Source organism: Rathayibacter sp. PhB127, from assembly GCF_003751665.1.
GTDB lineage: Bacteria > Actinomycetota > Actinomycetes > Actinomycetales > Microbacteriaceae > Rathayibacter > Rathayibacter festucae.
In genome coordinates this window covers 186,807-211,756 of record NZ_RKHW01000003.1, presented here as the reverse complement: position 1 = coordinate 211,756, position 24,950 = coordinate 186,807, and the positions used below count along the sequence as shown (strand labels likewise).

Below are 24,950 nucleotides of genomic sequence, written 5' to 3'. Positions count from 1 at the left end.
TCGCCCGAGCGCGGCCTCCCGCACTGGCGAGACGGGCGCCCGCGAGGCACCCTGGTCGCATGACGAGGCGATGGTGGCTCCCCCTGGCGGCGGTCGCCGCGGCCGGTCTCGCGGTCGGCGGGGCGACCCTGTTCAGCTGGACGATCAGCGAGACGCCGTTCGACCGCCCCGACCCGGGCTTCGACCGTCTGACCGCGCAGCTCGCGAGCGTCCCCGGAGTCGAGGTGCGGGAGTCCGCCCGCTGGGTCGAGGCGCCGGTCTTCCTCGACCCGACGTCCCGCCTCGTCCTCGACGTCGACGAGGCGAGCCTCCCCGCCGTGCTCGAGACCGCCTGCTCCACCGAGTACGCCGACCACGTCGCCTGGACGTTCCGCGTGCTGACCGACGGCGGCAACGCGGTCTCCGTGCACGGCCCGTGGGAGGGCCCCGGAGGCGCGAGCCGCTGCCCCGAGCTCGACGTCGATCCCGCCGGCCTGCTCGGCCCCCTCGACGACGTCGTCAGCGGACTCGATCTGCAGGCCGCCGTCTGGGACGGCACCGACGGCCGGACCGGCCGGTTCTCCCTTCTGGCGATCGAGGACCCCGAGGACCCCGACGCCCTCCTGCCGCTCGTCGCCCACGCCGAGGACCTCGCCGCCGCCGGGGTCGCCGGTGACCGCCCGATCGAGATCAGCGGCTCCCGGATCAGCGCGCTGGTCCGGTCCGGGGAGCAGGAGCGCTACGCCGCCCTGCTCGCCGAGCTGCTGGAGCGGCACGGCGTGACGGGCTTCTTCGACAGCAGCGACGGCACGCAGACGGACGGCGTCGACAAGGTCCAGGTCACCGCCCCCGAGAGCGAGCACGCCGCCGTCGAGGAGGCGCTGCGCGAGTCGGGGCTGTCCATCGCGGACCTGCCGGTGCGGTTCCTGCCCGAGTCCTGAGCGCGGGTCCCTCCGCGTGCCCCGCTACAGGTGCAGGAGGCTCCAGTCGATGATGACGGCGAGCGCGGTGAACAGCGCCGCGACCGCCCCGACCGCCTTGCCGGCCCGGTCGAGGTCGCTGCGGGGGCCGGGCCGCATGTCGGCGACGACGCGCAGCAGCGCCCCGAGCAGCGCGATGACGGTGACGGCCAGTATCCAGACCTTGAGCGAGACGTGCGAGTCGACGTCGAGCAGGGTGAGGGTCACCACCGGCACGAGCACGGCGAGGACCGACACGACGACCAGCAGGACGCCGCGCCGCGTGAGATCGGTGGGGCCGTAGGACCCCTGGCTCAGCCAGACGCGGAGCGGGCGGCGGGCTGCGGCGGCGGTCTCGGCGCTCTCGGTCTTCGAGGTCTCGGTCGCGGCGGAGGCCTGGGGTGCGCTCGTGCTCACGGGCGGGCTCCTGAAGTGGATGCGGGAGTGGCGCTGCCGCGGACGCAGAGGGGATCGGTCGAGTCTGACGCCGCGCGGCCGCTCGCGGAAGAGCCGCTTGCGGACGTGTCCGGAAGCGGACAGGAGGGTCAGGGTGCGCCGATGGGGCTGCGCCCTAATCGACTTGCTTCGACGTTGGTCCTCCCTCGACCGTGTCGGTCCCGCTTCCCGCCCGTCGTCGAAGCGCACCCTCAGCGAGGCGGAGCGAGAGCTTGTCGGCCATCGCGCGTCCACGACCAGCGGTCTCGTCTCCGAGGCGGCGTGCGGCGCCAATGCCCTCAGCGCCGGTTTCCAGTATCTTGTCGCGAACGTCGTTCGCCGCGGCGAGCCAGCCGCGTGCGTTCGCCGACTCTCTCAGTCGCTCGAGTCCGAGGTGGACCTGGAAGACAACGACATCGCTCGCCAGATCGTTGCTCGAATCGACGACGGCGCGGGCGTTCAGGGGGTTGAGGAGCACCTTGGCATTCGCATTACTGACGGCGGCGTCCATCCGAGTGATGAGGCGCTCAGTGCTGCGACCGATGAGCTCGAGCCGGTTCTTGCGAGCCGCCTGAAGACCGAGACGATGGTGATCGAGATCGTCCGCGGAAGAGTCGAGAACCCGATCCAGCTCGAGCACCGCGCTTGCCTCCTAAGGTTGGAAGCAACGGGCGAGCACAGCGAGCCACTCCCGCACTTTCGGCTCGGCCTCGCGGGTGGCTTTGGCCACGTCGCCAAGCTTCGTAGTTCTTTCGATCTTCTCGGCGAGGACATCGAGTTGCAGAAGTGCGTAGGCCTGGGTTCGCGCAAGAGCGAGGGAGGTCGATTGCACCTTCGACCACGTCACATCCGAAACCCGACCGGTAGTTTCGCGGATGGTCATTGCTTCGTCGATGACCAGATCGACCCCGATCATGTCGGCGAGCACAGAGTCTTTCTGGCCGCGCACCAGGTCGTCGACCTTCTCATCGATTACTGCTAGATAATCGTTGATCTCGTCGATGGACTTCTGCATCGAGGCTTGCGCCATCATTCCGGCCACGCTGCTCAGAGCGGCTGGATTGGTCAAGAGCGCCGCAGGGCCAGTGGTGGCGAACTGGACGATTCCCTTGATGCGCCCGTCCGCGCCCTGCACCACTCCCATGCCGAGGCCGGTCTTGGTGCTCATCATCTGGCCGTGCCGACGGATTGCGGTAGCCGACTGCTCGGTCAGTTTAACCCAACGGCCTGAGCCCGCCGCAATGGCGGAGGCTGCCTGGGCCGCTGAGGATGCGGCACCGAGCGCAGGCCGGAGACGATCGAGCCGAAGATCGCTGGATGTCAGCCCCTCGGAGTGAAGGAAACGCTCGACTGCCGAAGGCTCCCCGATGACGGCGATCCCGTCAGCGTCCTCGATCAACTGAATCTCGTCATCCACCATCGGCTCCTATCGGATCGGGAGAGTGCTCCCTGTGTAGGAGTGATCACATCTCATCACACGTCGAGTAGCGCGTAGAAGATGATGCTTGCCCCCTTGCGTCTAACCGCCGCTTGGCGCCGCGCCACCGACAGCTCCACCGCGCTCAGCAACGCCTACAACGCGTCGGCGACGGCGCCGACGACTATGGCCTCGGCCCGGCCCACCATTGCGGTGGTCAGGTCGGTCCTTTTCAGCGAGCAACGGATGGAGCCCTTTGCATCTTGCCGTTCGGAGAACCTGACTCGCCCGAGAAGGCTCCTTCTCGGGGTGGAGAACGAGCCTTCTCGGGCGAGTGAACGGCCGAGTGGGCGGCGGGTGGCTAGCGGCAGGCCGTCAGGCTCGCCACTCCGTCCGACAGGGTGCCGGTGCCGCCCAGGAGCACGACGCTGGTGGCGCCGAGGCTCCTGATGTCGTCGAGGACGGGCTGGGGGACGCAGTCGGGCTTCACCGTGTAGAACGGGTTGCGGGTGGAGCGGGCGGCGGCCGCTCCGGAGAGGGCGTCGGGAAACTTCTCGCCGGTGGCGAGGTGGACCGTCGACGCGGCCGTGAAGGCGGCGCGGTTGAGCTGCACCGAGGTGTCGTAGCGGTCGACGCCGCCGATACGGATCGGCGTGATGCGGAACGAGTTCTCGAAGCCGGTGCTGACCGAGAGCGGGTCGCCCGCGATGGTCAGATTCTCGACGCCGAGGCTCTGCACCAGGGAGCGGGTGGTGCCGTCGACGGAGCTGAGTCCGCCGTTCACCAGCCTGACGCTCCTGCATCCCGGAGCGACTGACTCGCCCGAGAAGGCTCGTTCTCGGGGGTGGGAACGAGCCTTCTCGGGCGACTCAGCGGCGGGAAGGCGCTAGGCGGGCGGCGCGGGCGCGTCCAGCGCCAGTGCGCGGCCGCGGCGGAGCCGCGCGCGCAGGGCGTCGGCGCCGGGCTGCGGTGCCCGCCCCGTCAGGTGGACGAGGTCGTCGAACGGTCCGTCGATCGATTCCGCGACGAGGTACGCGGCGAGGTGGACGTAGGAGGACGCCCCCGCGATGCGCTCGTTGGACGCGTCCTCGAAGAAGGTCACCGGCCCCTGCTGCGCGAGGGCGCGGACCTGGGCGGCTGCGGCCTCCCGCTCGGCGGCGGTGAGCAGCGCGACCTCGGCGACGACCGCCGTGCGGTGCGTCCGCCGCGGCGGCGCGACCGCCTCGTCGAGCACGGTCCGGTAGACGGCGATCGTCGCCTCGGCGATGCCGTCCCAGGTGGTGGGGATCGTGCCGGACAGCGCCCGCAGCTCGGAGCGCAGCGCCTCGTCCTCGAGGCCGCGGCGGATGGCCGCGGCGATCGAGGCGTCGTCGTGGGGATCGAACCTGGCGGCGTCGATCGGCACGAGGTCGATCAGAGAGGAGTTGTCGGACACGACGGCCGGCGCGCCGCTGACGAGCGCCTCGGCGACGGGCAGCCCGTAGCCCTCGTAGAAGGAGGGGAACACGAACAGCTGCGTGCTCCGGTACAGCGCCGCGAGAGTCTCGGACTCGACGTACCCGGTGAGGAGCACGTCGTCCTCGATCCCCAGCTCGGCCGCCATCGTCCGGTAGTGGTGCCGGGTCGGAGCATCGAGGCGGCAGACGACGCAGAGCTGGTGCGCCCGCCGGGTGTCCCTCGGCAGCAGTGCGTAGGCGCGCAGGAGTCCCGAGATGTTCTTCCGCAGGTCGCTGCCGCCCGTGTACATCAGGAAGCGCGCGCGGAGCCCCTCGACGTCGGCCGCCGCGCGCTCCCACGCGGTCTCGGCGGGGACGTCGGAGGCGAAGTGCTCCTCGACGGCGATCCCCGTCACGACGACGCGGTCGGGGTCCAGCCCGAGGCGCTCGATCGCCTCGTCCGCCGCCGCCTGCGAGATGCACAGCACGCGATCCGCCTGGCGCACCAGCTCCACGTGCGCCAGGTAGCGCGCCCGGGCCGACGGCAGGCGGAGGTACTCGTCGTCGAACACGAACGGGATGATGTCGAAGAGCGACACGACGTACGGGACGCGTCGCGGGTTCAGGATCCGGAACGGGTCGTGAGAGGTGTCGAAGGGCGACGGGATGTGCCAGAGCCGTGCGTCCGGCAGCTCGCCGGGCTCCGTCGTCACGACGCGACCGGACTCCTGCAGCCCGGCCGGCAGCGGGGGAGTGCCCGCGCCCGGGGCGAGCACGAACGCCTCGACGACTCCCGGCTCGAGCGCCTCGATCGCGGCGAAGAGGCCCCGGGTGTAGACCGCGATCCCGCGCTCGGAGTGCAGCGGATCCTGCGTCGGGGTCAGGTCGACGAAGACGCCGCTGCTCACCGGCCCGCCCCGTCGTCCGTCGCCGCGGACGAGACGGCGCGCCCGAGGAGAGCGATGGAGTCGATGAGGGCCCGGTGGACCTCGGTGCTCTCGCGCGCGGTCGACGTGATCAGGTCCTCGAGGTGCCGTGCGCTCCCCTCGGTCGCCTCGGTGATCTCGGACAGCCGAGCGCTCCGACGGTCGTCGCCGGCCTCGATCTCGGCGATCCGGCCCTGCAGCGCCTCGACGGCGGTGGTCACCTCGGCGAGCTGACGCGTCACCTGGGCGAGCTGGTCGAGGACCAGCCGGGAGCGGGCCTCCTCCGCCTCGTCCCGGGACGCGCGCTCCTCCTCGGCCCGCTGCGAGCTCGGGCGGCTCGCGACGTCGTAGAGACGGCCGAGACCGCGTCCCACGAGCCGGCGGCCGCGGCCCAGGCCCCTGCCCAGGGGCGACCCGGGGTCCGGGCGTCCCGCGGTCATCGTCCGCTCCGGTCGTCGGGTCGCGGGGACCGGTCGGTCGTGCGGCCGTCCCGATGCGGGAGGCAGTGCTTCCGCTCAGGAGAGCAGCGGTTCTGGTTCGGAGAGGAGGACATCGTCGGGGTCACGGTTCTCGCAGTCTGGTCGGGCTGGTGGTGCACGCCGACGAGCGGCGCCCGGTCTGCGCTCACGTGGGACGACGGAGCGCCCACTTTTCGCGCCGGAACATGATCACACGGTCCGGGTGCGAGAAGCTGGGCGGTCCGTCATCGACGTCGGCGTCAGCGGGACACGATCCGCGCCGCACAGGCCCGGATGAGCGACCGCCGGCCCGGATCAGCCCCTGCTGGCCCAGATCGCGCGGCCGTCCCGCGAGTAGAGCACGAGGTTGCCGTCGTTCTGCATGACCAGCCTTGCGCCGGGGTTCCCGCCGGTGTTCGTCGCCCACCGGGAGGAGCCGGAGGTGGTGTAGACGACGGCGTTGCCGTCCGACTGCATCTCGAGGCGGTTGCCCGCCCCCGTCGTGCCGGTCGCCCAGCGGGGGGTGCCGCGGGTGACGACCACGAGGTTGCCGTCGGTCTGCATGACCGCCTCGCTGGTCCCGTCGCTCGAGCGCAGCTTCTGGCCGGCGGTCAGGCGGCTGCCGGCGGCCAGCGTGTCGCCGCTCGCGGGCTTCGGGGCGGAGTCGCTCGCCCACAGGGCGCGGCCCGAGGTGGAGTAGACGACGAGGTTGCCGTCGTTCTGCATGACCAGCCGCGCACCCGGCTGTCCCGCGGTCTCGGACGCCCAGACCGCCCGGCCGGAGGCCGTGTAGACGACGGCGTTGCCGTCCGTCTGCATGACGAGGCGGTCGCCGTCGGGCTGCGTGCCCGCCGCCCAGCGCACGCCGGTGCGCGAGTAGACCGCGAGGTTGCCGTCGCCCTGCATCGCCGCCCGGGAGGCCCCGTCGGCGGAGGTCAGCTGCTGGCCCCGGCGCAGTTCGCCGCCGGCGGTGAGGACGTCGCGGCTGGTGCTGCTCCCGCCCTGGTACTGCACGGAGGAGCAGCCGAGGTCCTTCGAGCCCGGACCGCGGGAGTCGCCCGTGCCGACCCAGCGGTTCCAGTCGACGGAGGCGGCGCTCGCGCAGACCGTGTAGGTGCCGGTCGCCGAGGCGGGGGCCGTGGCCGTGTAGCCGTGGCGGCGGCCGGCCGCCGGGTAGTCCCGGGCGGAGATGTCGCCGCGGTCGCCGTCGGCGGTCACGGTGCGCACGGTGCGCGACCCGTTGGGAGCGGTGATCGTGACGGTGACGCGGAGCGCGGCCTGCTGCGTGGTCGGGTCGACGGTCCAGCCGTTGGCGGTGAGGGTGTTGTTGGAGATCTGCGGTCCGTCGACCTGGCCGACCGGCGCGATGCCCGCGTTGGCGAGGGTGCCCGCGGGGTTCCACTCGCTGAAGAGGAACCAGAAGTTGATGTTGCCGTAGGTCGCGCAGGAGGCGTCGCCCTGCCCGGTCAGCGCGTAGCGGTTGGGCTGGTACGGCGTGTAGTAGTAGAGGTCCGAGGTGGCCTGGTTGCGCACGGTGACGGGCGAGGAGCCGCAGCGGGACTCGGGGTAGTAGGCGATGGACGGCGTCCGGCCGGGCGCGTACGTCGTGAAGTTCGAGCCGGATCCGGGCGGGTTCGCGTAGCGCTTGAACTGGCGCGCCGCGCTGTACACCTGGGTGAAGAAGCCGGCCGAGCCCGGGTCGCAGGCGGCGGTGTCGGGGCAGTTGAACCCGGTCGCCTTGTTGTAGTCGTTCGCGGTCGGCGTCGTCGTGGTGACGAGGCTGCGCTCCTTCTGCACCAGCACGACGAGCACCAGCGGATTGATGCCGCAGGCCGCGCCGACGCGGGTGAAGATCGACGCCGCGCTCTCGTTCGCCGCTCCGGCGTAGGCGCTGCACATCGCGTCCGCGGGCTTGGAGCTCGTGCGCTGCGAGAAGTTCTTCAGGCAGGGGACGTCCACACCGGTCGTGCAGCTGCTCCCCTTGTCGTTCAGCAGGTTCTGCACCTGCTGGGTCGTCATCGCGTCGCTGTCGAAGAAGTTCGCGTCGCTCACGATGAAGTCGGCGCGGAAGCTCTTCGTCTGGCTCTCGCTGTAGACCTGGGTCGACTGCGGCGGCAGCCCCTGGTCGGCACGGTCGAGCGACGGATCGAGTGCCCCCGTCTCGACCGACTGCGTCGACTGCGTCGAGGTCGTGGCGTCGTCCGCGGCGGTGGCCGCGGTGACGGGGACGAGGGCCCCTCCGACCCCGACGGCGGCGGCGAGCAGCGCGGTGAGCAGGCGGGACGAGCGTCGATGATTCCCCATGGTGGTGCAGCCTACAAGCGGCCTGCGCCCCCGGCAGGGCCGCCCGACGCCCCCCGTCCGGCGGGCACGCGCCCCCCCACCCCTGTCCTGTCGCGAAGTGCCGCACGACCGGGCGGGTCCGCTCCGTTACCCGGAGCGACGGCGAGGTGTCCGGCCTGCCCCCGGCCGCGCAGCCTCCCGCTGTCCGCGCAGCTGATCGGCGCGCACGGCGACGACCTCGCGACCCTCGGCGCGGCCCGGCTGCTGGCGGCCGAGGGCCTGGTGCCGCAGACGCTGCGGGCGCCCGAGACGGCCTGACCCGCCGTCCACCAGGCGGGACAAAGAGAAAACCCGGCCCCAGAGGGGCCGGGTGGTATCCGGAAAGCATAGCCGAACGCCGCCTGCGGGCGGCGACGTGGCGCCGGATTGTCACCAACCGTCTGGTCGGGAGAGCCTGTCGATCCGCTCGGGAAGCTGCGAACTCCGAAGGTCGTGGTCGGTCAGCTCGTACCACCAGTGACCGCCCGCACCCTCGCCGGGTTCTCCCGCGAGCGCGCCGGCGCGGTAGGCGGGAGTGGGGTTGACCACCCCGACCGGCACGCGACGACGCGCTTCGCGGATGGGGAACTCGAGATCGCTGTCGTTGCTGATGACGACGGCGGCGTCGACCGAGCGCTCCAGCACATCGATCAGGAGGTGCGAGGCGACGTTCACGTCGGATCCCTTCTCCTCCCGTCGGGCGATCGAGGCCATGAAGGTGGCTCGTGGGGCGTCGGCTCCGTCCCGGTCCCTGATCATCAGCGGCCAGGAGGGGGTGCTGAGGACCGGTCACCCGCGTCGGTCCGGCGTCGCGAGTGGAGCGGTCGCTACCCGCGAGACGTAGCTCCCGAGAGCGAGGACGTCGATGGATCCATGCCGCTGCAGTGCACGGAGGTAGGTGTCCTGATCGCGTTGCCCCTGCGGATGAGAGGCCCCGCTGACGCGTGCGGTGCAGAAGACGATGCGCGTGCTCGTTACCGCACCCCATCCCGCGCCGGGACCGGTGAGGAGGCTCGCGGCGAGCGCGCGAAGGTCGAGCCAGCGCCACCCCGTCGTGCCGCGGCCGCAGATCCGGCGCGCTCCGTAGTAGAGGTTGAACCCATCGATGTAGACGCCCACTCGCATGGACGGACGATAGACGCGTCGATGTCCGACCGCAGTCCGGTGGCGCCTGATCCGCGCCGCGCTTCACCCGCGCCGCTTCACCATCCGCCAATTCACGAGCTCCACGCCCGCGCGCACCGGGTGCTGCTCGGCGACCGCGACGAAGCCGTGGTGCTCGAAGAAGGGGCGCGCGGTGATGCTCACGTCGGCCGACAGCTCCGGTGCAGCCGGCGCCTGCGACTCCGCCTCGGCGAGCAGGCGGGTCGCGACGCCGCGGCGGAGGAAGCGCGGGGCGACGAACATCATGTCGATGTACCCGGTGGCGCTGACGTCCGAGAAGCCGGCGAGCTCGCCGTCGATGATCGCGACGAAGGCGTTCCGCGCCAGCATGGCGGCATGCCAGGTCGGCACGTCGCGCTCGCCTGCCCAGGCGCGGATCTGCTCGGGGGAGTAGTCGGCGGCGGCCGTCTCGGTGACGGCGGCGAGGAAGACGGCCAGGGTACCGGCGGCGTCGGACGCGGCGTACGGGAGGATCGCGATCGGAGGCACCTCGACACCCTCCGCGCGAGATGCCACTTATGAGCTCGACACGCCGACGAACGCCGTCATAAGTGGCATCTCGCGGAGGGGGGTCAGCGTCCCAGCACCCGCGCGTACACGCGGAGGTAGTCGTCGACCATCCGCTCGACGGCGAAGCGGCGGACGGCCGTCTCGCGGACCCGTGCGCGGTCGAGCCGGCGGGCCCGCGGCACCGCGGCGACCGCCTCCGCCGCCGAGTCGACGACGAAGCCGCTCACGCCCTCGTCGACGATCTCGGGCATGGATCCGCGCCGGTAGGCGATCACGGGGGTGCCGCAGGCCATCGCCTCGACCACCGAGAGGCCGAACGGCTCGTCGAAGCCGATCGGGTGCAGCAGCGCGACCGCCGAGCCGAGCAGGGCCGCGCGCTCGGCCGGCCCGACGGAGCCGGCGTAGACCACCCGGTCGCCGTCGACGTGCGGCTCGACCTCCTCGCGCCAGTAGCGCTCGTCCTGCACGATGCCCGCGATCACGAGGCGCAGGCCCGCAGCGGCGGCGATGCGCACCGCCTCCGCCGTGCCCTTGTCGGGGTGGATGCGGCCGAGGACCACCAGGTCGTCGGAGCCGGGCTGCGCCGAGAACGGCAGCTCCGACAGGTCGATCCCGTGGTGCACCGTGGCGACGTAGTCGAGCTCGGGCGAGCGGTCGCTCTCCGAGATCGAGACCAGGTTCGCGGTCAGCGGGTGCCGCAGCGCCTCGCGGTACGCGGGCAGGATGCCCGGGCCGGAGAAGCCGTGCACCGTCGTCACCAGCGGCACCGGCCACTGCGCGGCGAGCGCGAGCGGCAGCCAGTCGAGGTGGTTGTGCACGAGGTCGAACTCCCGCGAGCGGGCGAGCGCGTGCGCGATGTGCAGCGACTCCTGCACCCGCCCGTCGGCACCGGACTCGGCGTAGCCCTCCGGCACGACGCTCGAGAGCCGACCGGCGGTCGCGGAGTCGCCGGTCGCGAACAGCGTCACGTCCACCCCGCGGCGCACCAGGCCCTCGGTGAGCAGGCTCGCGACCCGCTCCCACGGCCCGTAGTGCCGCGGCGGTGTGCGCCAGGCGACGGGCGCGAGCATCCCGACGCGCAGTCCGCTCAGCACGGGCGTCACGCCGCGGCCGACTGCGCGAGCTCCGCGCGGCGGACGACGAGCGAGGTGTGCAGGGCGGCGATGGTCGACTCCGCGCCCCGGTTCTCGTTGCGGCCGGTCGGCGTCAGGCCGTCGTAGCCGGCACCGGTGAGCGGGTCGATCATCACGGTCCCGGAGTCGTTCACCCCGCGGAACCAGGCCCAGCACGCGGCCAGGCCGTCGCGCCAGAGCGGGTCCTCCTCGATCGTCAGCGCGCGGGCGCAGGCGGCCGCGAGCGCCGCGACCTCGATCGGCTGCTGGTCGAAGAGCGCGCCCGTCTCGCCGGGGCCGCGGCCCGCGACTCCGCAGACCGACAGGCCGTTCTCTCCGGACTCGAGCGCGAGCAGGAACGCCAGCTGGTGGAAGCCGCGGGTGAGCAGCACGGGGTCGCCGAGCGCCACGCCGGCCGCGAGCAGCGCCTCCGGGACGCAGCCGTTCGCGTAGCGCAGCCGCGGCTCGGGCCAGGGCCAGTCGGCCTCGGTGATCGTCAGCAGCGGCGTGATCGGGAGCAGCGGCGCCTGGTGCAGCAGCGCCGAGCCGTCCGCGACGAGCTGCGCGGCGGCGGCGTTCTCGGGATGCGCCGCGAGCACCTCGACGGCGCCGAGCACGGCCGAGGTCATCGCGCGCAGGTGCGGCGAGCGCCGGGCGGCGAGGCGCAGGAACAGCCGCAGCCCGCGGTGCCGGCTGAGCGGCAGCTCCGCCCGCGCCGCGACGACGCCCGCGGCCCAGACGGCGCGGCCCCACCAGTCGCCGAGCGACGGCTCCTCCGGGGAGTCGCCCTCGGCCGAGACGCGGTTGCGCACCGTGCCGTCCGCGGCACTCGCCCGCTCGAGGAAGCGCAGGTACTGCTCGGTCAGCCGCCGCGTCACCTCGGACTGCTCCGGCTCCTGCGCCACCACGATCAGCGCGCGCGCCACGTCGTCGACGCAGTAGCCGTGCTCGCGCCGCGGCACGTCGAGCAGCGCGTGCTCGAAGAGCCCGCCCGCGTCGGTGAGCGCGTCGAGGTGGGAGTAGGGGAGTGCGGTCGAGAGGACCGGCGCCGTGCCGTCCGCTCGGGAGGTCACGCCGCGCGCTCCACCCGGAGGCGCTCGACCAGGTCCAGGTAGCGGCCGGCCGCGGCGGGCCAGGACAGCGCCTCCGAGGACAGGCCAGTGGCGGGCAGCTCCGTGGCGGACGGCCCCGTGGCGTCGGACGCGGCCCCCGCGACCCCGGCGAGCACCTCCCGCAGCGCGTCGGCCATCGCCGCCGGGTCCTCGTGCGCGACGGTGCGGCCGCGCGGCGCGGTCAGCAGCTCGAGCGCGTGCGGGAACGCGGTCGCGACGACCGGGCGCCCCGCGGCGAGCGCCTCCACCAGCACGCCGGAGGTGACCTGGTTGCGGGAGTCGTAGGGGAGCAGCACCGCGTCGGCCTCCGCGACCGCGGCGGCGAGCTGGGCCGGGTCGAGGTAGCGGCCGTCGAGGACGACCCGGTCGCCGAGATCGAGCTCGGCGACGAGCGCCGCGAGCGACTCGCGGTACGCCTCCCCGTGCGAGGCGACGACCTTCGGGTGCGTCTGCCCGTAGACCGTGTAGCGGGCGTCCACGCCGGCGTCGCGCAGGAGCGCCGTGGCGCGGATCCCCCACTCGATGCCCTTGCCTGGGCCGATCAGGCCCCAGGTGATGATCTGCGGGGTGGCGCCGGAGCCGGCGTGCGGCGCGGTGCGCTCGGCGCCGCCCGTCCAGACCGGCACGCCGTGGGTGATGACGCCGACCTTGCGGGTGTCGACGGAGTAGCGGCGCTCGAGGATCTCGGCGGCGACGGCCGTCATCACCACGACCGCGTCGGCGAGGTCGGCGACCCGCTCCAGCACCGAGCGCTGGGAGTCGCTGGGCGTCTCGATGACGGTGTGCAGGACGACGATCGCCGGGACCGTGAGCCGCTCCATCAGCGCGAGGACCTCGTCGCCGTCCGGGCCGCCGTAGATGCCGTACTCGTGCTGGACCACGGCGACGTCGCTGCGGCTGAGCTCCGCCGCGGCGTGCGCGATGCTCGCCGGGTCGCCCGCGACGAGCTCGGCGACGACACTGCGGCCGACGGCCGAGCCGGGGACGGCGAGCTCGTCCATCACCCGGACGGTGCGGATCGTCGCGCCGTGCTCCGCGGCCAGCGCGTCGCCGAGCGACTGGGCGAAGGTGGCGAGGCCGCAGCGGGTCGGCGGGAAGGTCGAGAGCATCCCGACGACGGCGCCGCCGCCGTGCGCGAAGGGGAGGTGCTGCGTGGGGGTGAGGGGGTGCGCCATGTTGACTCCAGCCGCGGTCGTGCGGCCTCGGGGGAGCGACCGCGAACGGGCGAGGCGACTGCCGGCCGGCACCCCTCGCGGGATCGCGGCGTGCGGATCCGGTCCATCGCCGGCGGACCGGTCCTGAGTGTCGTCACCCTAGAGGGGGTGGATGAACATCCGGGGTCGACGTCGTTCTCCGGCCATCGAGATGCCACTTGTGCACGCCTTCCACGGCGTGTCGCGTGCACAAGTGGCATCTCGCGGCGGGGGTCAGACCCGCGCGGGCGTCAGGGCGGTGGCCACCAGGGCGGCGCAGAGGAGGGCGATCGCCGTCAGAACCGCGGCGACGCCGAGAGGTGCGGCCAGGAGGGGGGTCGCCAGCACCGCGAGAGCAGCGGGCAGGACGAGGGCGGCGCGGAGCGGGCGGCCCTCGGCGAGCGGCAGGTGCACGGCCCACAGCATCACCAGGAAGGCGGCGACCGGCACGGCGACCGCGGCGCCGATCACGGTGTCGCTCGCCTCCAGGTGCCCGGCCGTCGCCGCGACCGCCGACTCGAGGCCGGCGCCCAGGCCGCCGAGCGCCGCGAAGATCACGAAGTGCGCGTACCCCCAGCGGAAGGAGAGGTCGCGCCGCCGCTCGAGCAGCTCGCCCGACGGGTGCAGGAACGACAGCCACCACAGCGCGAAGACGATCACCAGCGCGCAGGCCGCCACGATCACGAGCGAGAGGCTCACCCCCGACTCCGTCACCGCCTGCTGCACCCCGGTCACGGCCGCGAGCACGCCCTCGCCGAGCAGGATGATCGTGAACAGCCCGTAGCGCTCGGCGATGTGGTGCGGATGCCAGCTCGACTCGCCCGCCCGCAGCGCCCACAGCGGCACCGCCAGCTCGAGCGCCGCCAGCACGACGAAGCTCACCACTCCGTACTGCTCCGGCAGCAGGAGCCTCAGCAGCCAGCCGACCTGCACCAGCGAGAACCCGCCCGCGCTGCGCAGCGCCGAGACCCGCTGGCTCGGCGTCGACACGGCGACCCGCAGCCACTGGCTCACCAGCGCGAACCGCATGATCGCGTAGCCGACGGTGATCGCCGTGAAGTCGCCCTCCTCGAACGCCGTCGGCACGCCCGCCGCGAGCACGAGCACCCCGCCCATCTGCGCGAGCGTGAGCAGGCGGTAGGGCACGTCGTCGGTGTCGTAGCCGGAGGCGAACCAGGTGAAGTTCATCCAGGCCCACCAGATCGCGAAGAACACCATCGCGAACGGGAGGACCGTCTCGCCGAGGTGCCCCTCCTCCGTCGCGTGCGCGAGCTGCGCGGCGATCTGCGCGATCGCGACGACGAAGGTCAGGTCCACGAGCAGCTCGAGCGGCGACGACACCCGGTGCGGCTCGTCGACGGCGCGCGGGCGCATCCGGACGCGGAGGAGGGTCATGCGCTCATCCTGCACCCGCGTGCCCCGCCGCCGCGCTGCCGTACTCTGCTGCCATGCATCGAGGGGCGGCCGTGCGGTGGGGGCGCGCCTACTTCGCCGTGCAGGCGCTCGGCGGGGCGGCCTGGTGGCTGGCGGTCGCGCTCGTCCCGGCGGTGCGGCTGGCGACGCTCGGGCCGCTCGATCCGGTGCCGGTCGCCGTGCTCGATCTGCCGCTGTTCGTCGGCGCCTCCGCCCTCGCGGCGCTCGGACTCCGCTGGGCGGCATGGACCGCGACCGTCTGGACCCTGCTCGTCACCGTCGCGCTCGCCGTCGTCGCGACGGTCACCGGCGAGGCCGGCTGGGGCGTCCTCCTGATGCTCGCCGCGTCCGGCGGCTCGGTCGCGGCGCTCTGCCTGCTGACGCTCGGGCGCATCCCGACGCGCTGGCTCGCCTCCGGGCCGTTCGCCTTCCGGCTCGCCGCCCGCGGCCGGACGCCGCTCGCGCACCTCGCGGCGACGCTCGGGCAGATCGCGGTGCTCTGGGGCGGCGCGCTCGTCGTGATCCCGCTGGTCGTCGCGGCGCTGGAGTCGCGCTGGGGGCTCGCCGTCACGTTCCCGGAGCCGCTGCGCGCCGCCGGTCTCGTCCTCCTCGTGCTCGCGAGCGCGCTCGGGCTGTGGTCGGGGGCGACGATGTCGCTGCTCGGCGACGGCACCCCGCTGCCTGTCGCGATGACGAACCGCCTCGTGATCGCCGGCCCCTACCGCTGGGTGCGCAACCCGATGGCGGTCGCGGGGATCGGCCAGGGCGTCGCGGTCGGGCTGCTGCTGTCCTCCTGGCTGGTCGTCGTCTACGCGCTGCTGGGCGCGCTGGTCTGGAATCTCGCGGTGCGCCCGCTCGAGGAGGCGGACCTCGAGGCGCGGTTCGGCGCCGAGTTCCGGCGCTACCGCGACGCCGTGCGGTGCTGGCTGCCGGGGCGTCCGGTGCCCGGCGCGCGCAACATCAGCTGAGAGCAGGGGGCCTCCCCTGAGGGGCGAGGGACCCTCTTCTCAGCTGATGTCGTGCGGCGACCAGCCCGCCTACGATGGTCCGGATGACGATCGACAGGGCGACCGCCACCTCCGAGCGCGGAACGACTCCGCCCGGAAGCGACCGCCCCGTCCTCGCCCGCCGCGCTGTCCTCCTCCGCCGGATCGGCCTCGGCCTCGCGCTCGTCGCGGCCGCCGCGCTCCTCCGCGTCCTCTCGCCCGACGCCGCCGGCGACGTCCTCTCCGACGCCGTCCGCGACTTCCTGACCCTCGCGATCAGCGTCGTCATCGAGTCGCTGCCGTTCGTCTTCCTCGGCATCGTGCTCTCGATCGCCGTGCAGCTCTGGGTGCCGGAGGCGGTGCTGCTGAAGATCCTGCCCAAGCGCGCCCTGCCGCGCCGCCTGGTGATCTCGCTGCTCGGCGTGCTGCTGCCGGTCTGCGAGTGCGGCAACGTGCCCCTCGCCCGCGGCCTGATCGTGAAGGGCCTGTCCGTCTCCGAGTCGATGACCTTCCTGCTCGCGGCGCCGATCGTGAACCCGATCACGATCATCACGACCTACCAGGCCTTCGGCTGGGCCGACGGGATCCTGGTCTGGCGCATCGTCGGCGGCTTCGTCATCGCGAACCTGGTCGGCTGGATCTTCAGCCGGCACACCGACCCGATGGCGCTGCTGACCCCCCGGTTCCGCGCGGCCTGCGAGGCGGGCGAGCGGCCCTCCCGCACCGTGCGCGCCAAGGCCCGCCGCAGCGTGCTGCTCTTCGCGGAGGAGACCGGCGCGATGCTGCCGGCGCTGTTCGTCGGCGCGGCCATCGCCGGGCTCATCCAGGTCGGCGTCTCGCGCGACGTGCTGACCACCCTCGGCGGCGACCCGCTCTGGTCGGTGCTCGCGCTGATGGTCCTCGCGTTCGTGATCTCGATCTGCTCCAACGTCGACGCGTTCTTCGTGCTCTCCTTCGGCTCGACGTTCCTGCCCGGCGGCATCATCGCCTTCCTCGTCTTCGGCCCGATGATCGACATCAAGATGCTCGCGCTGCTGCGCACCACCTTCTCCGCGCGCACGCTCGTGCGGATCACCGCGCTGGTCGGCCTCTGCGCCGCGGTCCTCGGCCTGGCGGTGAACCATGCGCTCTGAGCGACTGCTGGCCCGCTGGAAGGGCGTCGTCCTCAGCCTGATCGGCGTCGTCTCGACGCTCTGGCTCGCGGCGACCGGCCGCCTCGGCCTCTACATCCACCCGCGCTACTTCGAGTTCTCGGTGGTCCTCGCGGCGGTCGCGGCGGTGCTGCTGATCTGCGCGTTCGCGATCGTGCCGGGGGCGGAGGAGGACGACGGGCACGCGGAGGACCACCTCCACGAGCACGCCCCGCGCCGGCGCTGGCGCGCCGGGCTCGCCGCGCTCGGGAGCCTCGCGGTGATCGCCTGCGCCGCCGTCGCGCTGCTCGTCGTGCCGCCCGCCGCGCTGACCGCCTCGACCGCGACCCAGCGCGAGGTCAACACCAGCGCGGTCGACGCCTCGGTCACCGCGCAGGCGCCCACCGGCGACACCGCGTCCTTCACCGTCCGCGACTGGGCGACGCTCCTGCGCCAGGGGGCGAGCGAGCAGTTCCTGGCCGGCCGCACCGCGACGGTCAGCGGCTTCGTCACCCCCGACGCGAGCGACCCCGAGAACGTCTTCTACGTCGCCCGCTTCATCGTCACCTGCTGCGCCGTCGACGCCCAGCCGGTCGGCGTGCCCATCCACCAGCCGGGCTGGGCCGACACCTGGACCGAGGGCGAGTGGCTGGAGGTGACCGGCGGCTTCGGCGCGAACCCGAGCGTCACCAGCGCCGAGGCGGTCGTCCTCGAGCCCGACGTCGTGACGCCGATCGACGAGCCGGCGATGCCCTATGTCTACTGAGCGCCGGGGCGGGGAGCGCGCGTTCTCCCGCGTCTTCTGGAGCGCCACCGCCGTCCTCGTCCTCGCCGTCGGCGGCCTCACCGCCGCCACGATCGCCAAGGGCCCGCGCGTCGCCTCGCTCGAGGTGAGCACCTCCGGCGTCGTCGAGCGCGACGGCGGCCGCGCCCGCGTGCACCTCGACCAGCCGATCGAGCCCGACGCCCTCGACCGGGTGCGCGTCACTCCGGAGACCCCGCACACCGCCGAGCTCGAGGGCGGCGTGCTCACCGTCACCTTCGACGACACGCTCCGCTACGCGACCGAGTACGAGATCGCGATCGACGGCGCGCAGGGCACCGCGACCGGCGCCGAGTCCGACCTCTCCGCCGCCTTCACCACCAAGGACCCCGACCTCTACACGCTCGACCGCACCGCCGAGGACCCCGCCCAGCCCGACGCGATCCGCGTGCGCCCGCTCTCCGGCGGCGACACCCGCGTCCTCTACACGGCGGACCGGATCCAGGACTACGCCGTCGTCGGCCCCGTGCTCGTCGTCGTGACGCTCGAGCCCGACGACACCACCCTCATCCGCACGCTCACCCTCGACACCGGCTCGGAGGGCGTGATCCCGCTGCCCGGCCCCGGCGTCGTCCGCGAGCTGCACGCCTCGCCCGAGAAGGGCGTGCTCGGCTGGACCTTCACCGGCTCCGCGCCCACCGGCCCGCTCGACCGCGCGCTCTACGCCTACGACCTCACCGACCAGAAGGCGGAGGCCGTGCCGATCACCGGCATCGACGGCGGCCCGCTGCGCGCGACCGACTGGATGTTCGTGCCCGGCACCACCTCCGTCGTCTCCCACTCGCTCGACGACACCGTGCTGCTCGTCGACCTGCTGACCCCCGGCACCATCAGCCCGCTCGGCCAGCACGCCGAGCTGCGCGGCTTCGTCCCCGGAGCGAACCGGCTGGTCGTCGCCGACCCCGACTCCGGCTCCGTGATCGACCTCGCCGACGGCTCCGTCGAGACGCTCGCCCTGCCGCCCGCCGACGTCGGCCCGACCACCTCGCCCGTGCAGCTGCTGCTCCTCGACTCCGACAGCTACCTCGAGCTCGAGGCCGACTACTCGCCTGAGACCGGCACCGCCCAGTACTCCGTGGTCCGCGTCGACGCGAGCGGCACCACCGAGATCTTCCGCACCTCGCCGACCGGCCGCATCCGCGGCGTCTGCCTCTCGCCCAACGGCCAGTTCGCCGCCGTCGAGGCCGTCTCCGCCGAGGGCGTCCCCGACGACTACCCCGACGTCCCCGGCTTCAGCGCCACCTCGACCGTCCTCGTCGACCTCGGCACCGGCGACACCTCCCGCAGCGTCAACGGCGTCTCCCGCGACTGGTGCGCGTAGCCCCTGCCTGCCGGCCGAGCAGCCCCTCCATGCTGGTCGAGTAGCCCCGAAGGGGCGTATCGAGACCCACCCTCCGGAGGACGCGGCGGCGGACAACATGCTGGTCGAGTAGCCCCGAAGGGGCGTATCGAGACCCATCCTCGTCAGCGGGGTGCTTCTGCAGACCCCTGTTCTGACGCCGGTGGATCTCGATGCACCCGCTCCGCAGCCCGGCACGCCGAATCCGCCCGTACTGACGTGCCGAAGCCGCTTTCACGTGCCGGACTTCGGTGCCGCCGACCTCCGGCTCGCGGATCCACCCCCGGCACGCCGAAATCCGGGATTCTGACGTGCCGAAGCCGCTTTCACGTGCCGGACTTCGGTGCCGCCGACCTCCGGCTCGCGGATCCACCCCCGGCACGTCGGATCCGCCCGTTCCGGCGTGCCGGGGCTGGTCTCACGTGCCGAGCATCGGTGCCGTGGACCTTCGGCTCGCGGATTCGTCCCCGGCTCGCCGCATCCGACGATTCCGGCGTGCCCGAGCCCGTTTCACGTGCCGGACTTCGGTGCCGCCGACCTTCGGCTCGCGGATCCACCTCCGGCACGTCGAATCGGCCCATTCCGGCGTGCCGGAGCCGGGTTCACGTGCCCGACTTCAGGGCCGCCGCGTCGAGCCACGCCGGCAGCCGCGCGTCCTTCCAGCGCAGCGCCGGCCGCTCGACCAGCCACCACGACGCCACCGCGAGCAGGAGCGTCACCGCCACGACGAGCGCCAGGTTCGCCGCCATCGGCAGCCGCCCCAGCACCTCGAGCACGAGCTGCTGCACCGGATAGCTCCACAGGTACAGCCCGTAGGAGAAGTCGCCGAACCGTGCCGCTCGCCGCAGCACCGGCAGCGATCCGGTGCCCGCGACGATCACGAGCACCGGCAGCGCGACCCACAGCGCGACCTGCTGCAGCGGAGTCCCGGCCGCGAGGAGCAGCACCGCGAGCGACACGACGCCGGCCGGCCAGCGCAGCCACACGGCCGGCACCAGCAGCCGCACCGCCGCGGCCGCCGCGAAGAACGCGCACAGCTCCGCGGAGGACCCGAGCGCTCCGCCCAGCCCCGTCACGACCCCGAGCCCCACGAGCGCCACCACCGCGAGCACCCCGCGAGCCCGCCCCCGCCCCGGCACCCACCGCAGCGCCAGCACCCCGAGGTAGCAGCAGAACTCCACCCCCAGCGTCCAGAGCGAGCCGTTCACCGCCGGCCGCGCGTGCACCGCCGAGTCGAAGACGCCCGGCAGCTCGTACTGCGCCAGCAGCGGCACGTTGAGCGCATAGGCCCAGGTCTGCGGCGAGGAGAAGTACTCCCCGACCGGCAGCGACGACACCAGCGGCCCCAGCACGAGCATGCTCACCGCGACCACGACGATCAGCGCCGGGAAGATCCGCAGCACCCGGTGCCAGAGGAACCTCCCCGCGCTCGGCGCCCGCTCCATGCTCCCCGCGATCAGGTACCCGCTGACGCAGAAGAACACCGAGACCCCGAGCGAGTGCACGGGCAGCCCGAGCAGCCGCGGCGCCGGCTCGCCGAGCAGCACGGCGCCGTGCCCGACGACGACCATCAGCGCGGCGACCAGCCGCAGGGCGTCGAAGTCGTTGCCGCGCGCAGTCACGCCCTCACCGTAGAGGGCGCGAGCGACACCGCGAGCATCAGTCGAAGCGCATCCCCTCCGGCCGCGGCGGCAGCACGAACAGGATCAGCAGGAACACCGCGCCCGCGATCGGGATGAACAGCGCGAAGATCCACATCCCGCTGTGGTTCACGTCGTGCAGCCGTCGCCAGATCAGCGCGAGCGAGGGCACCAGCGTGCCGAGCGCGATCGCCCCGGCGAGCACGGCGACCCACGGCGTCGCGAAGTCCAGCTCGCCCGAGCGGAACGGCGTGAACGACAGCTGCAGCCCCGGCTCCGAGCCGTCGAGCAGCTGCAGCGCGAGGTTCAGCAGGGTCCCCGCGAGGATGATCCACCAGTACTCCGCGCGGCTCGCCCTGCCGCGGAAGCGCGCGTACTGCGAGAAGAAGCGCCGGATCGCGGCGAGCGGAGGAGCACCGTAGTACGGCTGGCCGGGGACGGGGATCGTGCTCTGACTCATGCGCTTCACGCTATCCCGCACTCGTCGGGCAGTTCGTCGTCCGCGGGGAGGAGGCGCCTCGCCCTATCGGACAGCCGCGGCCTGCTCGCGCCGCACCGCGCTCGTCGCCCGCGCCTCCACGACCAGGCTCACCACGAGCCCGACCGCGATCATCACGATCGCCACCCACGGCAGCAGATCGAGTCCGCTCAGGTCGATGGTCAGTCCGCCGACGATCGCGCCGCCGCCGATGCCGATGTTGAACGCGGTCGTCTGCAGCGCCGCGGCGAGGCTGCGCAGCTGGAACGAGGAGGTGCGCAGCATCCGCGTCTGCAGCATCGCCGGGATGCCGCCGAACGCGATGTTCCAGACGATCGCCGCGACGACGATCGCGACCGTGGCCTGCGAGCCGGCGGCCAGCCCGAGGGCGACCAGCGCGAGCACCACGGCGATCGCCGCGACCACGAAGCCGGAGCGCGGGAAGCGGTCGGTCGCGAAGCCGGCGAGCACGAGGCCCACCGCGCCCGCGCCGCCGAACGCGAAGAGGAGGAGCGGGACGCTGTCGGAGGAGAACGACGCGTTCTCGAGCCATGGCGTGACGTAGGTCGAGAGGGTGTTCTGGCCGATCAGCACCAGCAGGATGACGACGCAGACGCCGATGATGCGCGGCAGGCTGCGGTCCTTGCGGGCGGGCAGCCGGATCTCGCCGGTGCGCAGCGGGATGCTGTGGTCGACCGCGGGCAGGAACTTCACCACGAGCAGCGCGAGCAGCAGCACGATCGCGCCGAGGATCGCGAACGTCGGACGCCACCCGAACGCGTGGCCGAGCGCGGTGCCCACCGGCACCCCGAGGACGAAGGCCGCCGAGCCGCCGCCGGCCGTGATCGCGGTCGCCCGGCCGAGGTGCTCCGGAGCAACGAGGTGCGCCGAGTAGGCGGCGACGATCGCCCAGAACAGCCCGTGCGCGAGCCCACCGAGGATGCGCGCGCCGACCAGCAGCGCGAAGGTCGGCGCGAGCGCGGCCAGCACGTTCGCGACCGCGATCGTGCACAGCGCGACGAGGAGCAGGCTCTTCCGCGAGAACCGCTGCGTCACGAGCGTCAGCGGGGTCGTCGCGATGACGACGGTCGCCGCGAAGATCGTCACCAGCTGCCCGGTCAGCGGGATGCTCACGCCGAGGTCCCGCGACATGTCCGGGATGAGGCCGGTCGGCAGGAACTCGCTGGTCACCGAGACGAAGACGGCGCCGGCGAGCGTGAGCAGGCCGATCCAGGGGAAGGCGGCGGGGGCGGTCGTGCGGGTGCTGGAGCTGGTGCGCGGAGGGGTGTTCACGGTGTCCTGAGGGAGGTGGGGCGGGCGGCGACCATCAAGCCTCGCACGCCCCGGCCCCCCTCAGGTGTCCGGGGGGTTACTTCACGACGGTGCTGTTCTTCACGGCCCGCTACTTCACGACGGTCTTGGCCGCGCTGGTCTTGCTCAGCGTCGTGTAGCCCGCCTTCGTGCCGGTGACCGTCGCCGTGATCGCCTTGCCCGCGTCCGCCGACACCGTCTTGTAGGTCGCCGACGTCGCGCCCGAGATCGCGCTGCCGGCGCGCTTCCACTGATACGTCAGCGTGACGGGTGCCGGGCTCCAGGTGCCCGGCACCGCGGTGAGGGTCTGGCCGACCTTCGCGGTTCCGGTGATCGTCGGGGTCGCGCCGGTGAGGACGCCGCCGGTGACGAGCGCGGTGGTGGCGCTGGTCTTCGTGGCGGGGGAGTAGCCGGTCTTCGTGGAGGTGACGGAGACGGTGATCGTGGCGCCGGCGTCCGAGGCCTTGAGCACGTACGTCTTCGCGGTGGCCCCGGAGATGTAGACGCCGTTGTTCTTCTTCCACTGGTAGGTCAGCGTCGTGCCGGAGTCCCAGGTGCCGGGGTTGGCGGTGAGGGTCGAGCCGACCTTCGTGGTGCCGGTGATCGTCGGCGTCGGCATGAGCGTCTGCAGCGCCGCCTTCGCGGTGACCGCGGCGCTGGTCTTCGTGACCGCGGTGTAGCCGGACTTCGTGCCGGTGACGGCGACGGTGATCGCCGCTCCGGCGTCGGCCGCGACGAGCGTGTAAGTCGTCGCGGTGGCGCCGCTGATCGCGGTGCCGTTGCGCTGCCACTGGTAGGCGAGCGTGACGGGCGAGGGCGTCCAGGTGCCGGGAACGGCGGTGAGCTTCTGCCCGACGGTCGCGGTGCCGGTGATGGTCGGCGTGGCTCCCGTGATGACCGCGCCGTTGGTGACGGCCGCGGTCGTCGCGCTGGTCTTGGTCGCGGGGGAGTAGCCGGTCTTGGTGCCGGTGACGCTCACGGTCAGCGTCGCGCCGGCATCGGAGGCCTTGAGGACGTAGGTCTTCGCGGTGGCCCCGGAGATGTAGGTGCCGCCGTTCTTCTTCCACTGGTAGCTCAGCGTCACGCCGGAGTCCCAGGTGCCCGGATTCGCGGTGAGCGTCGACCCGACGGTCGTGCTGCCGGTGATCGTCGGCGTCGGCATGAGCGTCTGCAGCGGCAGCCCGACCTGGGTGGCCGAGCTGGTGCGGGTCGCGGTCGTGTACCCGTACTTCGTGCCGGTGACGCTGACGGTGAGCGCGGTCCCGGAGTCGGCGGAGACGACGACGTAGCTGCTCCCCGTGGCGCCGGCGATCGCGGTCCCGTTGCGCTTCCACTGGTACGCGAGGCTCACGGGAGCCGGGCCCCAGTTGCCCGGGTTCGCGGTGAGCGTTCCGCCGACGGTGGCCGACCCGGTGACGACCGGGACGGAGTTGGTGAGCGAGCTGAGAGCGAGCGGAAGGGCGGCGCTGGTGCGCGTCGCCTTCGCGTATCCGGCCTTTGTCCCGGTGACCTCGACGCTGAACGGGCCGCCGTAGTACTGCGAGTCGGTCACGACGTACTGCGAGCCGGTCGCACCGTCGATCGGGGAGCCGTTGCTCAGCCACTGGTAGCTGAGGGTGACAGGCTGCGGACCCCACGTTCCGGGGACGGCGGTCAGAGTGTCTCCGATCGCCCCGGAGCCGCTGATGGTCGGCGTCGGCGCAGTGAGAGTGCCGACGTTAGCGAGCGTCAGAACGAAGTCGCCCTTGCTGAAGTCGAAGTTGGAGACCTGCAGGAAGTAGGTCTTGCCGGCCTGCACAGCGAAGCTGGCATTGGCCCGAGCGAAGGAGTAGTCGTACTCACCCGTGCTGCCCGTATCGGTGAACTGGTAGGGGCAGGCGAGCATCGCTCCCGGAGTGACGCCGTCGGATTCGTAGACCCCGAGATTCACCGGCGAGAAGCTGTCGCCGAGGTCGGCCTCGACGCTTCCGGTCGAAGGTGCGCGGTACTTGTACCAGACCGAGCCCATGAAGGGGTTGTACTCGCACCCCGCGTAGGGCTGGTACCAGTTGTTGTCGATCTTCGCCGTCGACCCCTGGATCGTTGCGGGGACGCTCGAGATCACCGACGCCGACGAGTAGGTGGTGTTCGGGACGGCGGCACTGGCGGAGAGGAAGAACTCGACGTCTTTCGGGCCCTCGGTCTCGGGCGAGTAGTAGGCAAGGCTGACCTGGAAGTAGTAGGTCTTCCCGGCCTCCGCCTGCACGTGGTTGCGTTCGCGGTACCCGGTCTCCGTGCAGCTGATGCGGGTCGCGTCCGTGGTCGGCCCCTCGGCGAAAGCGCTGACGAGCGTCGTCTCCTGGTCCGCGGAACCTCCGAAGGTCAGAGTCTGCTTCTTCGTCGAGACGTACTGGTACCAGATCGAGCCGTATCCGTAGGTGAAGAACTCAGAGAAGTCCGGATCGGTCGTGCGACAGGTGGAGTTCTCCCCGTCGGACAGCGTCGCTCCTGCGTAGGGAGCGACGGTGGAGAACGGCAGGGTCGTCACTGCGGTCGCGTTCTCGCGCAGGTCGTTCGCGGGCGCAGTGGCGGCGACGAGCGCCCGCGGATCAGCAGCCTGCGGAGCGGCCTGGCGAGCAGCTGGCTCATCGGTGTGCCACTGGCCGGAGGTCTCCGAGACCGGCGCGGCCGAGGGCGCGGCTTCCGCCGCCACAGCCGCCGGTGCGACCAGCAGCCCGAAGCCGACCGCGAGGGCGGTGGCGAGGGCGAGGGCCCGCGCGCGGGTGGGACGGTGTTCGGGCATGACGACTCCAGGGCGAGCGGCGAGC

22 protein-coding genes are annotated in these 24,950 nt (G+C 72.6%); 5 read left to right on the top strand and 17 right to left on the bottom strand.

All coding sequences use genetic code 11. The features are described 5' to 3' along the window. The first annotated feature begins 59 nt into the window (after nucleotides 1-59). Nucleotides 60-920, top strand: a complete 861-nt coding sequence (locus tag EDF22_RS15560; RefSeq protein ID WP_123705779.1) for a hypothetical protein — start codon at nucleotides 60-62, stop codon at nucleotides 918-920. 24 nt (nucleotides 921-944) lie between these two features. Here EDF22_RS15560 and EDF22_RS15555 read toward each other — a convergent pair whose 3' ends face one another. The 13 genes from EDF22_RS15555 to EDF22_RS15500 form a co-directional block, all read right to left on the bottom strand. Continuing rightward, nucleotides 945-1,355, bottom strand: coding sequence for a hypothetical protein (locus tag EDF22_RS15555; RefSeq protein ID WP_123705778.1), 411 nt, complete (start codon nucleotides 1,353-1,355; stop codon nucleotides 945-947). 154 nt (nucleotides 1,356-1,509) lie between these two features. Then, on the bottom strand, nucleotides 1,510-2,013 hold the full coding sequence (locus EDF22_RS21365) for a hypothetical protein (protein ID WP_260303503.1): 504 nt from the start codon (nucleotides 2,011-2,013) through the stop codon (nucleotides 1,510-1,512). A gap of 12 nt (nucleotides 2,014-2,025) precedes the next feature. Beyond that, complete coding sequence (locus EDF22_RS21360; protein ID WP_260303502.1) at nucleotides 2,026-2,790, bottom strand: hypothetical protein; 765 nt, start codon at nucleotides 2,788-2,790, stop codon at nucleotides 2,026-2,028. Between the two features lie 361 nt (nucleotides 2,791-3,151). After that, nucleotides 3,152-3,574: a cell wall-binding repeat-containing protein gene (locus EDF22_RS15545; RefSeq protein WP_185038981.1), complete on the bottom strand. Its 423-nt coding sequence runs from the start codon at nucleotides 3,572-3,574 to the stop codon at nucleotides 3,152-3,154. Between the two features lie 102 nt (nucleotides 3,575-3,676). After that, nucleotides 3,677-5,134, bottom strand: a complete 1,458-nt coding sequence (locus tag EDF22_RS15540; protein ID WP_123705776.1) for a glycosyltransferase family 1 protein — start codon at nucleotides 5,132-5,134, stop codon at nucleotides 3,677-3,679. After that, entirely contained in the window at nucleotides 5,131-5,592 is a 462-nt protein-coding gene (locus tag EDF22_RS15535) for a hypothetical protein (protein WP_123705775.1), read from the bottom strand. Before EDF22_RS15535 ends, EDF22_RS15540 begins: the two co-directional genes overlap by 4 nt. Before the next feature lie 333 nt (nucleotides 5,593-5,925). Continuing rightward, complete coding sequence (locus EDF22_RS15530) at nucleotides 5,926-7,914, bottom strand: hypothetical protein (protein WP_123705774.1); 1,989 nt, start codon at nucleotides 7,912-7,914, stop codon at nucleotides 5,926-5,928. 408 nt (nucleotides 7,915-8,322) lie between these two features. Continuing rightward, entirely contained in the window at nucleotides 8,323-8,607 is a 285-nt protein-coding gene (locus tag EDF22_RS21355; protein WP_260303500.1) for a hypothetical protein, read from the bottom strand. Nucleotides 8,608-9,120: 513 nt separating this feature from the next. Further along, complete coding sequence (locus tag EDF22_RS15520) at nucleotides 9,121-9,585, bottom strand: GNAT family N-acetyltransferase (protein WP_123705773.1); 465 nt, start codon at nucleotides 9,583-9,585, stop codon at nucleotides 9,121-9,123. Nucleotides 9,586-9,668: 83 nt separating this feature from the next. Further along, nucleotides 9,669-10,709 (bottom strand): glycosyltransferase family 4 protein, encoded by a 1,041-nt coding sequence (locus EDF22_RS15515; protein ID WP_260303499.1) that lies wholly within the window; start codon nucleotides 10,707-10,709, stop codon nucleotides 9,669-9,671. Beyond that, nucleotides 10,706-11,791: a glycosyltransferase gene (locus EDF22_RS15510; protein ID WP_123705772.1), complete on the bottom strand. Its 1,086-nt coding sequence runs from the start codon at nucleotides 11,789-11,791 to the stop codon at nucleotides 10,706-10,708. The genes EDF22_RS15515 and EDF22_RS15510 overlap by 4 nt, the downstream gene beginning before the upstream one ends. Further along, complete coding sequence (locus EDF22_RS15505) at nucleotides 11,788-13,005, bottom strand: glycosyltransferase (RefSeq protein ID WP_123705771.1); 1,218 nt, start codon at nucleotides 13,003-13,005, stop codon at nucleotides 11,788-11,790. Before EDF22_RS15505 ends, EDF22_RS15510 begins: the two co-directional genes overlap by 4 nt. 252 nt (nucleotides 13,006-13,257) lie before the next feature. Continuing rightward, nucleotides 13,258-14,418, bottom strand: a complete 1,161-nt coding sequence (locus tag EDF22_RS15500) for a low temperature requirement protein A (protein WP_221180950.1) — start codon at nucleotides 14,416-14,418, stop codon at nucleotides 13,258-13,260. A gap of 53 nt (nucleotides 14,419-14,471) precedes the next feature. Here EDF22_RS15500 and EDF22_RS15495 point away from each other — a divergent pair, with 53 nt between their 5' ends. The 4 genes from EDF22_RS15495 (at nucleotide 14,472) to EDF22_RS15480 (ending at nucleotide 18,696) form a co-directional block, all read left to right on the top strand. Next, the gene (locus tag EDF22_RS15495; RefSeq protein WP_123705770.1) at nucleotides 14,472-15,404 is read left to right on the top strand and encodes an isoprenylcysteine carboxylmethyltransferase family protein; all 933 of its coding nucleotides are present in this window, start codon (nucleotides 14,472-14,474) and stop codon (nucleotides 15,402-15,404) included. A gap of 83 nt (nucleotides 15,405-15,487) precedes the next feature. Continuing rightward, a complete protein-coding gene (locus tag EDF22_RS15490) occupies nucleotides 15,488-16,555 on the top strand; it encodes a permease (protein ID WP_123705769.1) in 1,068 nt (355 codons plus the stop codon). Then, nucleotides 16,545-17,318: a TIGR03943 family putative permease subunit gene (locus tag EDF22_RS15485; RefSeq protein ID WP_123705768.1), complete on the top strand. Its 774-nt coding sequence runs from the start codon at nucleotides 16,545-16,547 to the stop codon at nucleotides 17,316-17,318. The genes EDF22_RS15490 and EDF22_RS15485 overlap by 11 nt, the downstream gene beginning before the upstream one ends. Beyond that, nucleotides 17,308-18,696 carry a hypothetical protein gene (locus tag EDF22_RS15480; protein WP_123705767.1) on the top strand — a complete coding sequence of 463 codons (1,389 nt, stop codon included), beginning with the start codon at nucleotides 17,308-17,310 and terminating at the stop codon, nucleotides 18,694-18,696. The genes EDF22_RS15485 and EDF22_RS15480 overlap by 11 nt, the downstream gene beginning before the upstream one ends. 620 nt (nucleotides 18,697-19,316) lie before the next feature. On the opposite strand, the gene EDF22_RS15475 is transcribed toward EDF22_RS15480, so the two are convergent. From EDF22_RS15475 to EDF22_RS20930, 4 genes are all read right to left on the bottom strand, one after another. Next, a complete protein-coding gene (locus tag EDF22_RS15475) occupies nucleotides 19,317-20,336 on the bottom strand; it encodes an acyltransferase (protein WP_123705766.1) in 1,020 nt (339 codons plus the stop codon). A gap of 37 nt (nucleotides 20,337-20,373) precedes the next feature. After that, a complete protein-coding gene (locus EDF22_RS15470; protein ID WP_123705765.1) occupies nucleotides 20,374-20,814 on the bottom strand; it encodes a DUF805 domain-containing protein in 441 nt (146 codons plus the stop codon). A 63-nt stretch (nucleotides 20,815-20,877) separates the two neighbouring features. Next, nucleotides 20,878-22,125: an MFS transporter gene (locus EDF22_RS15465; RefSeq protein WP_123705764.1), complete on the bottom strand. Its 1,248-nt coding sequence runs from the start codon at nucleotides 22,123-22,125 to the stop codon at nucleotides 20,878-20,880. A gap of 109 nt (nucleotides 22,126-22,234) precedes the next feature. Then, nucleotides 22,235-24,925 (bottom strand): hypothetical protein, encoded by a 2,691-nt coding sequence (locus EDF22_RS20930; RefSeq protein WP_185038979.1) that lies wholly within the window; start codon nucleotides 24,923-24,925, stop codon nucleotides 22,235-22,237. Nucleotides 24,926-24,950 lie beyond the last annotated feature (25 nt).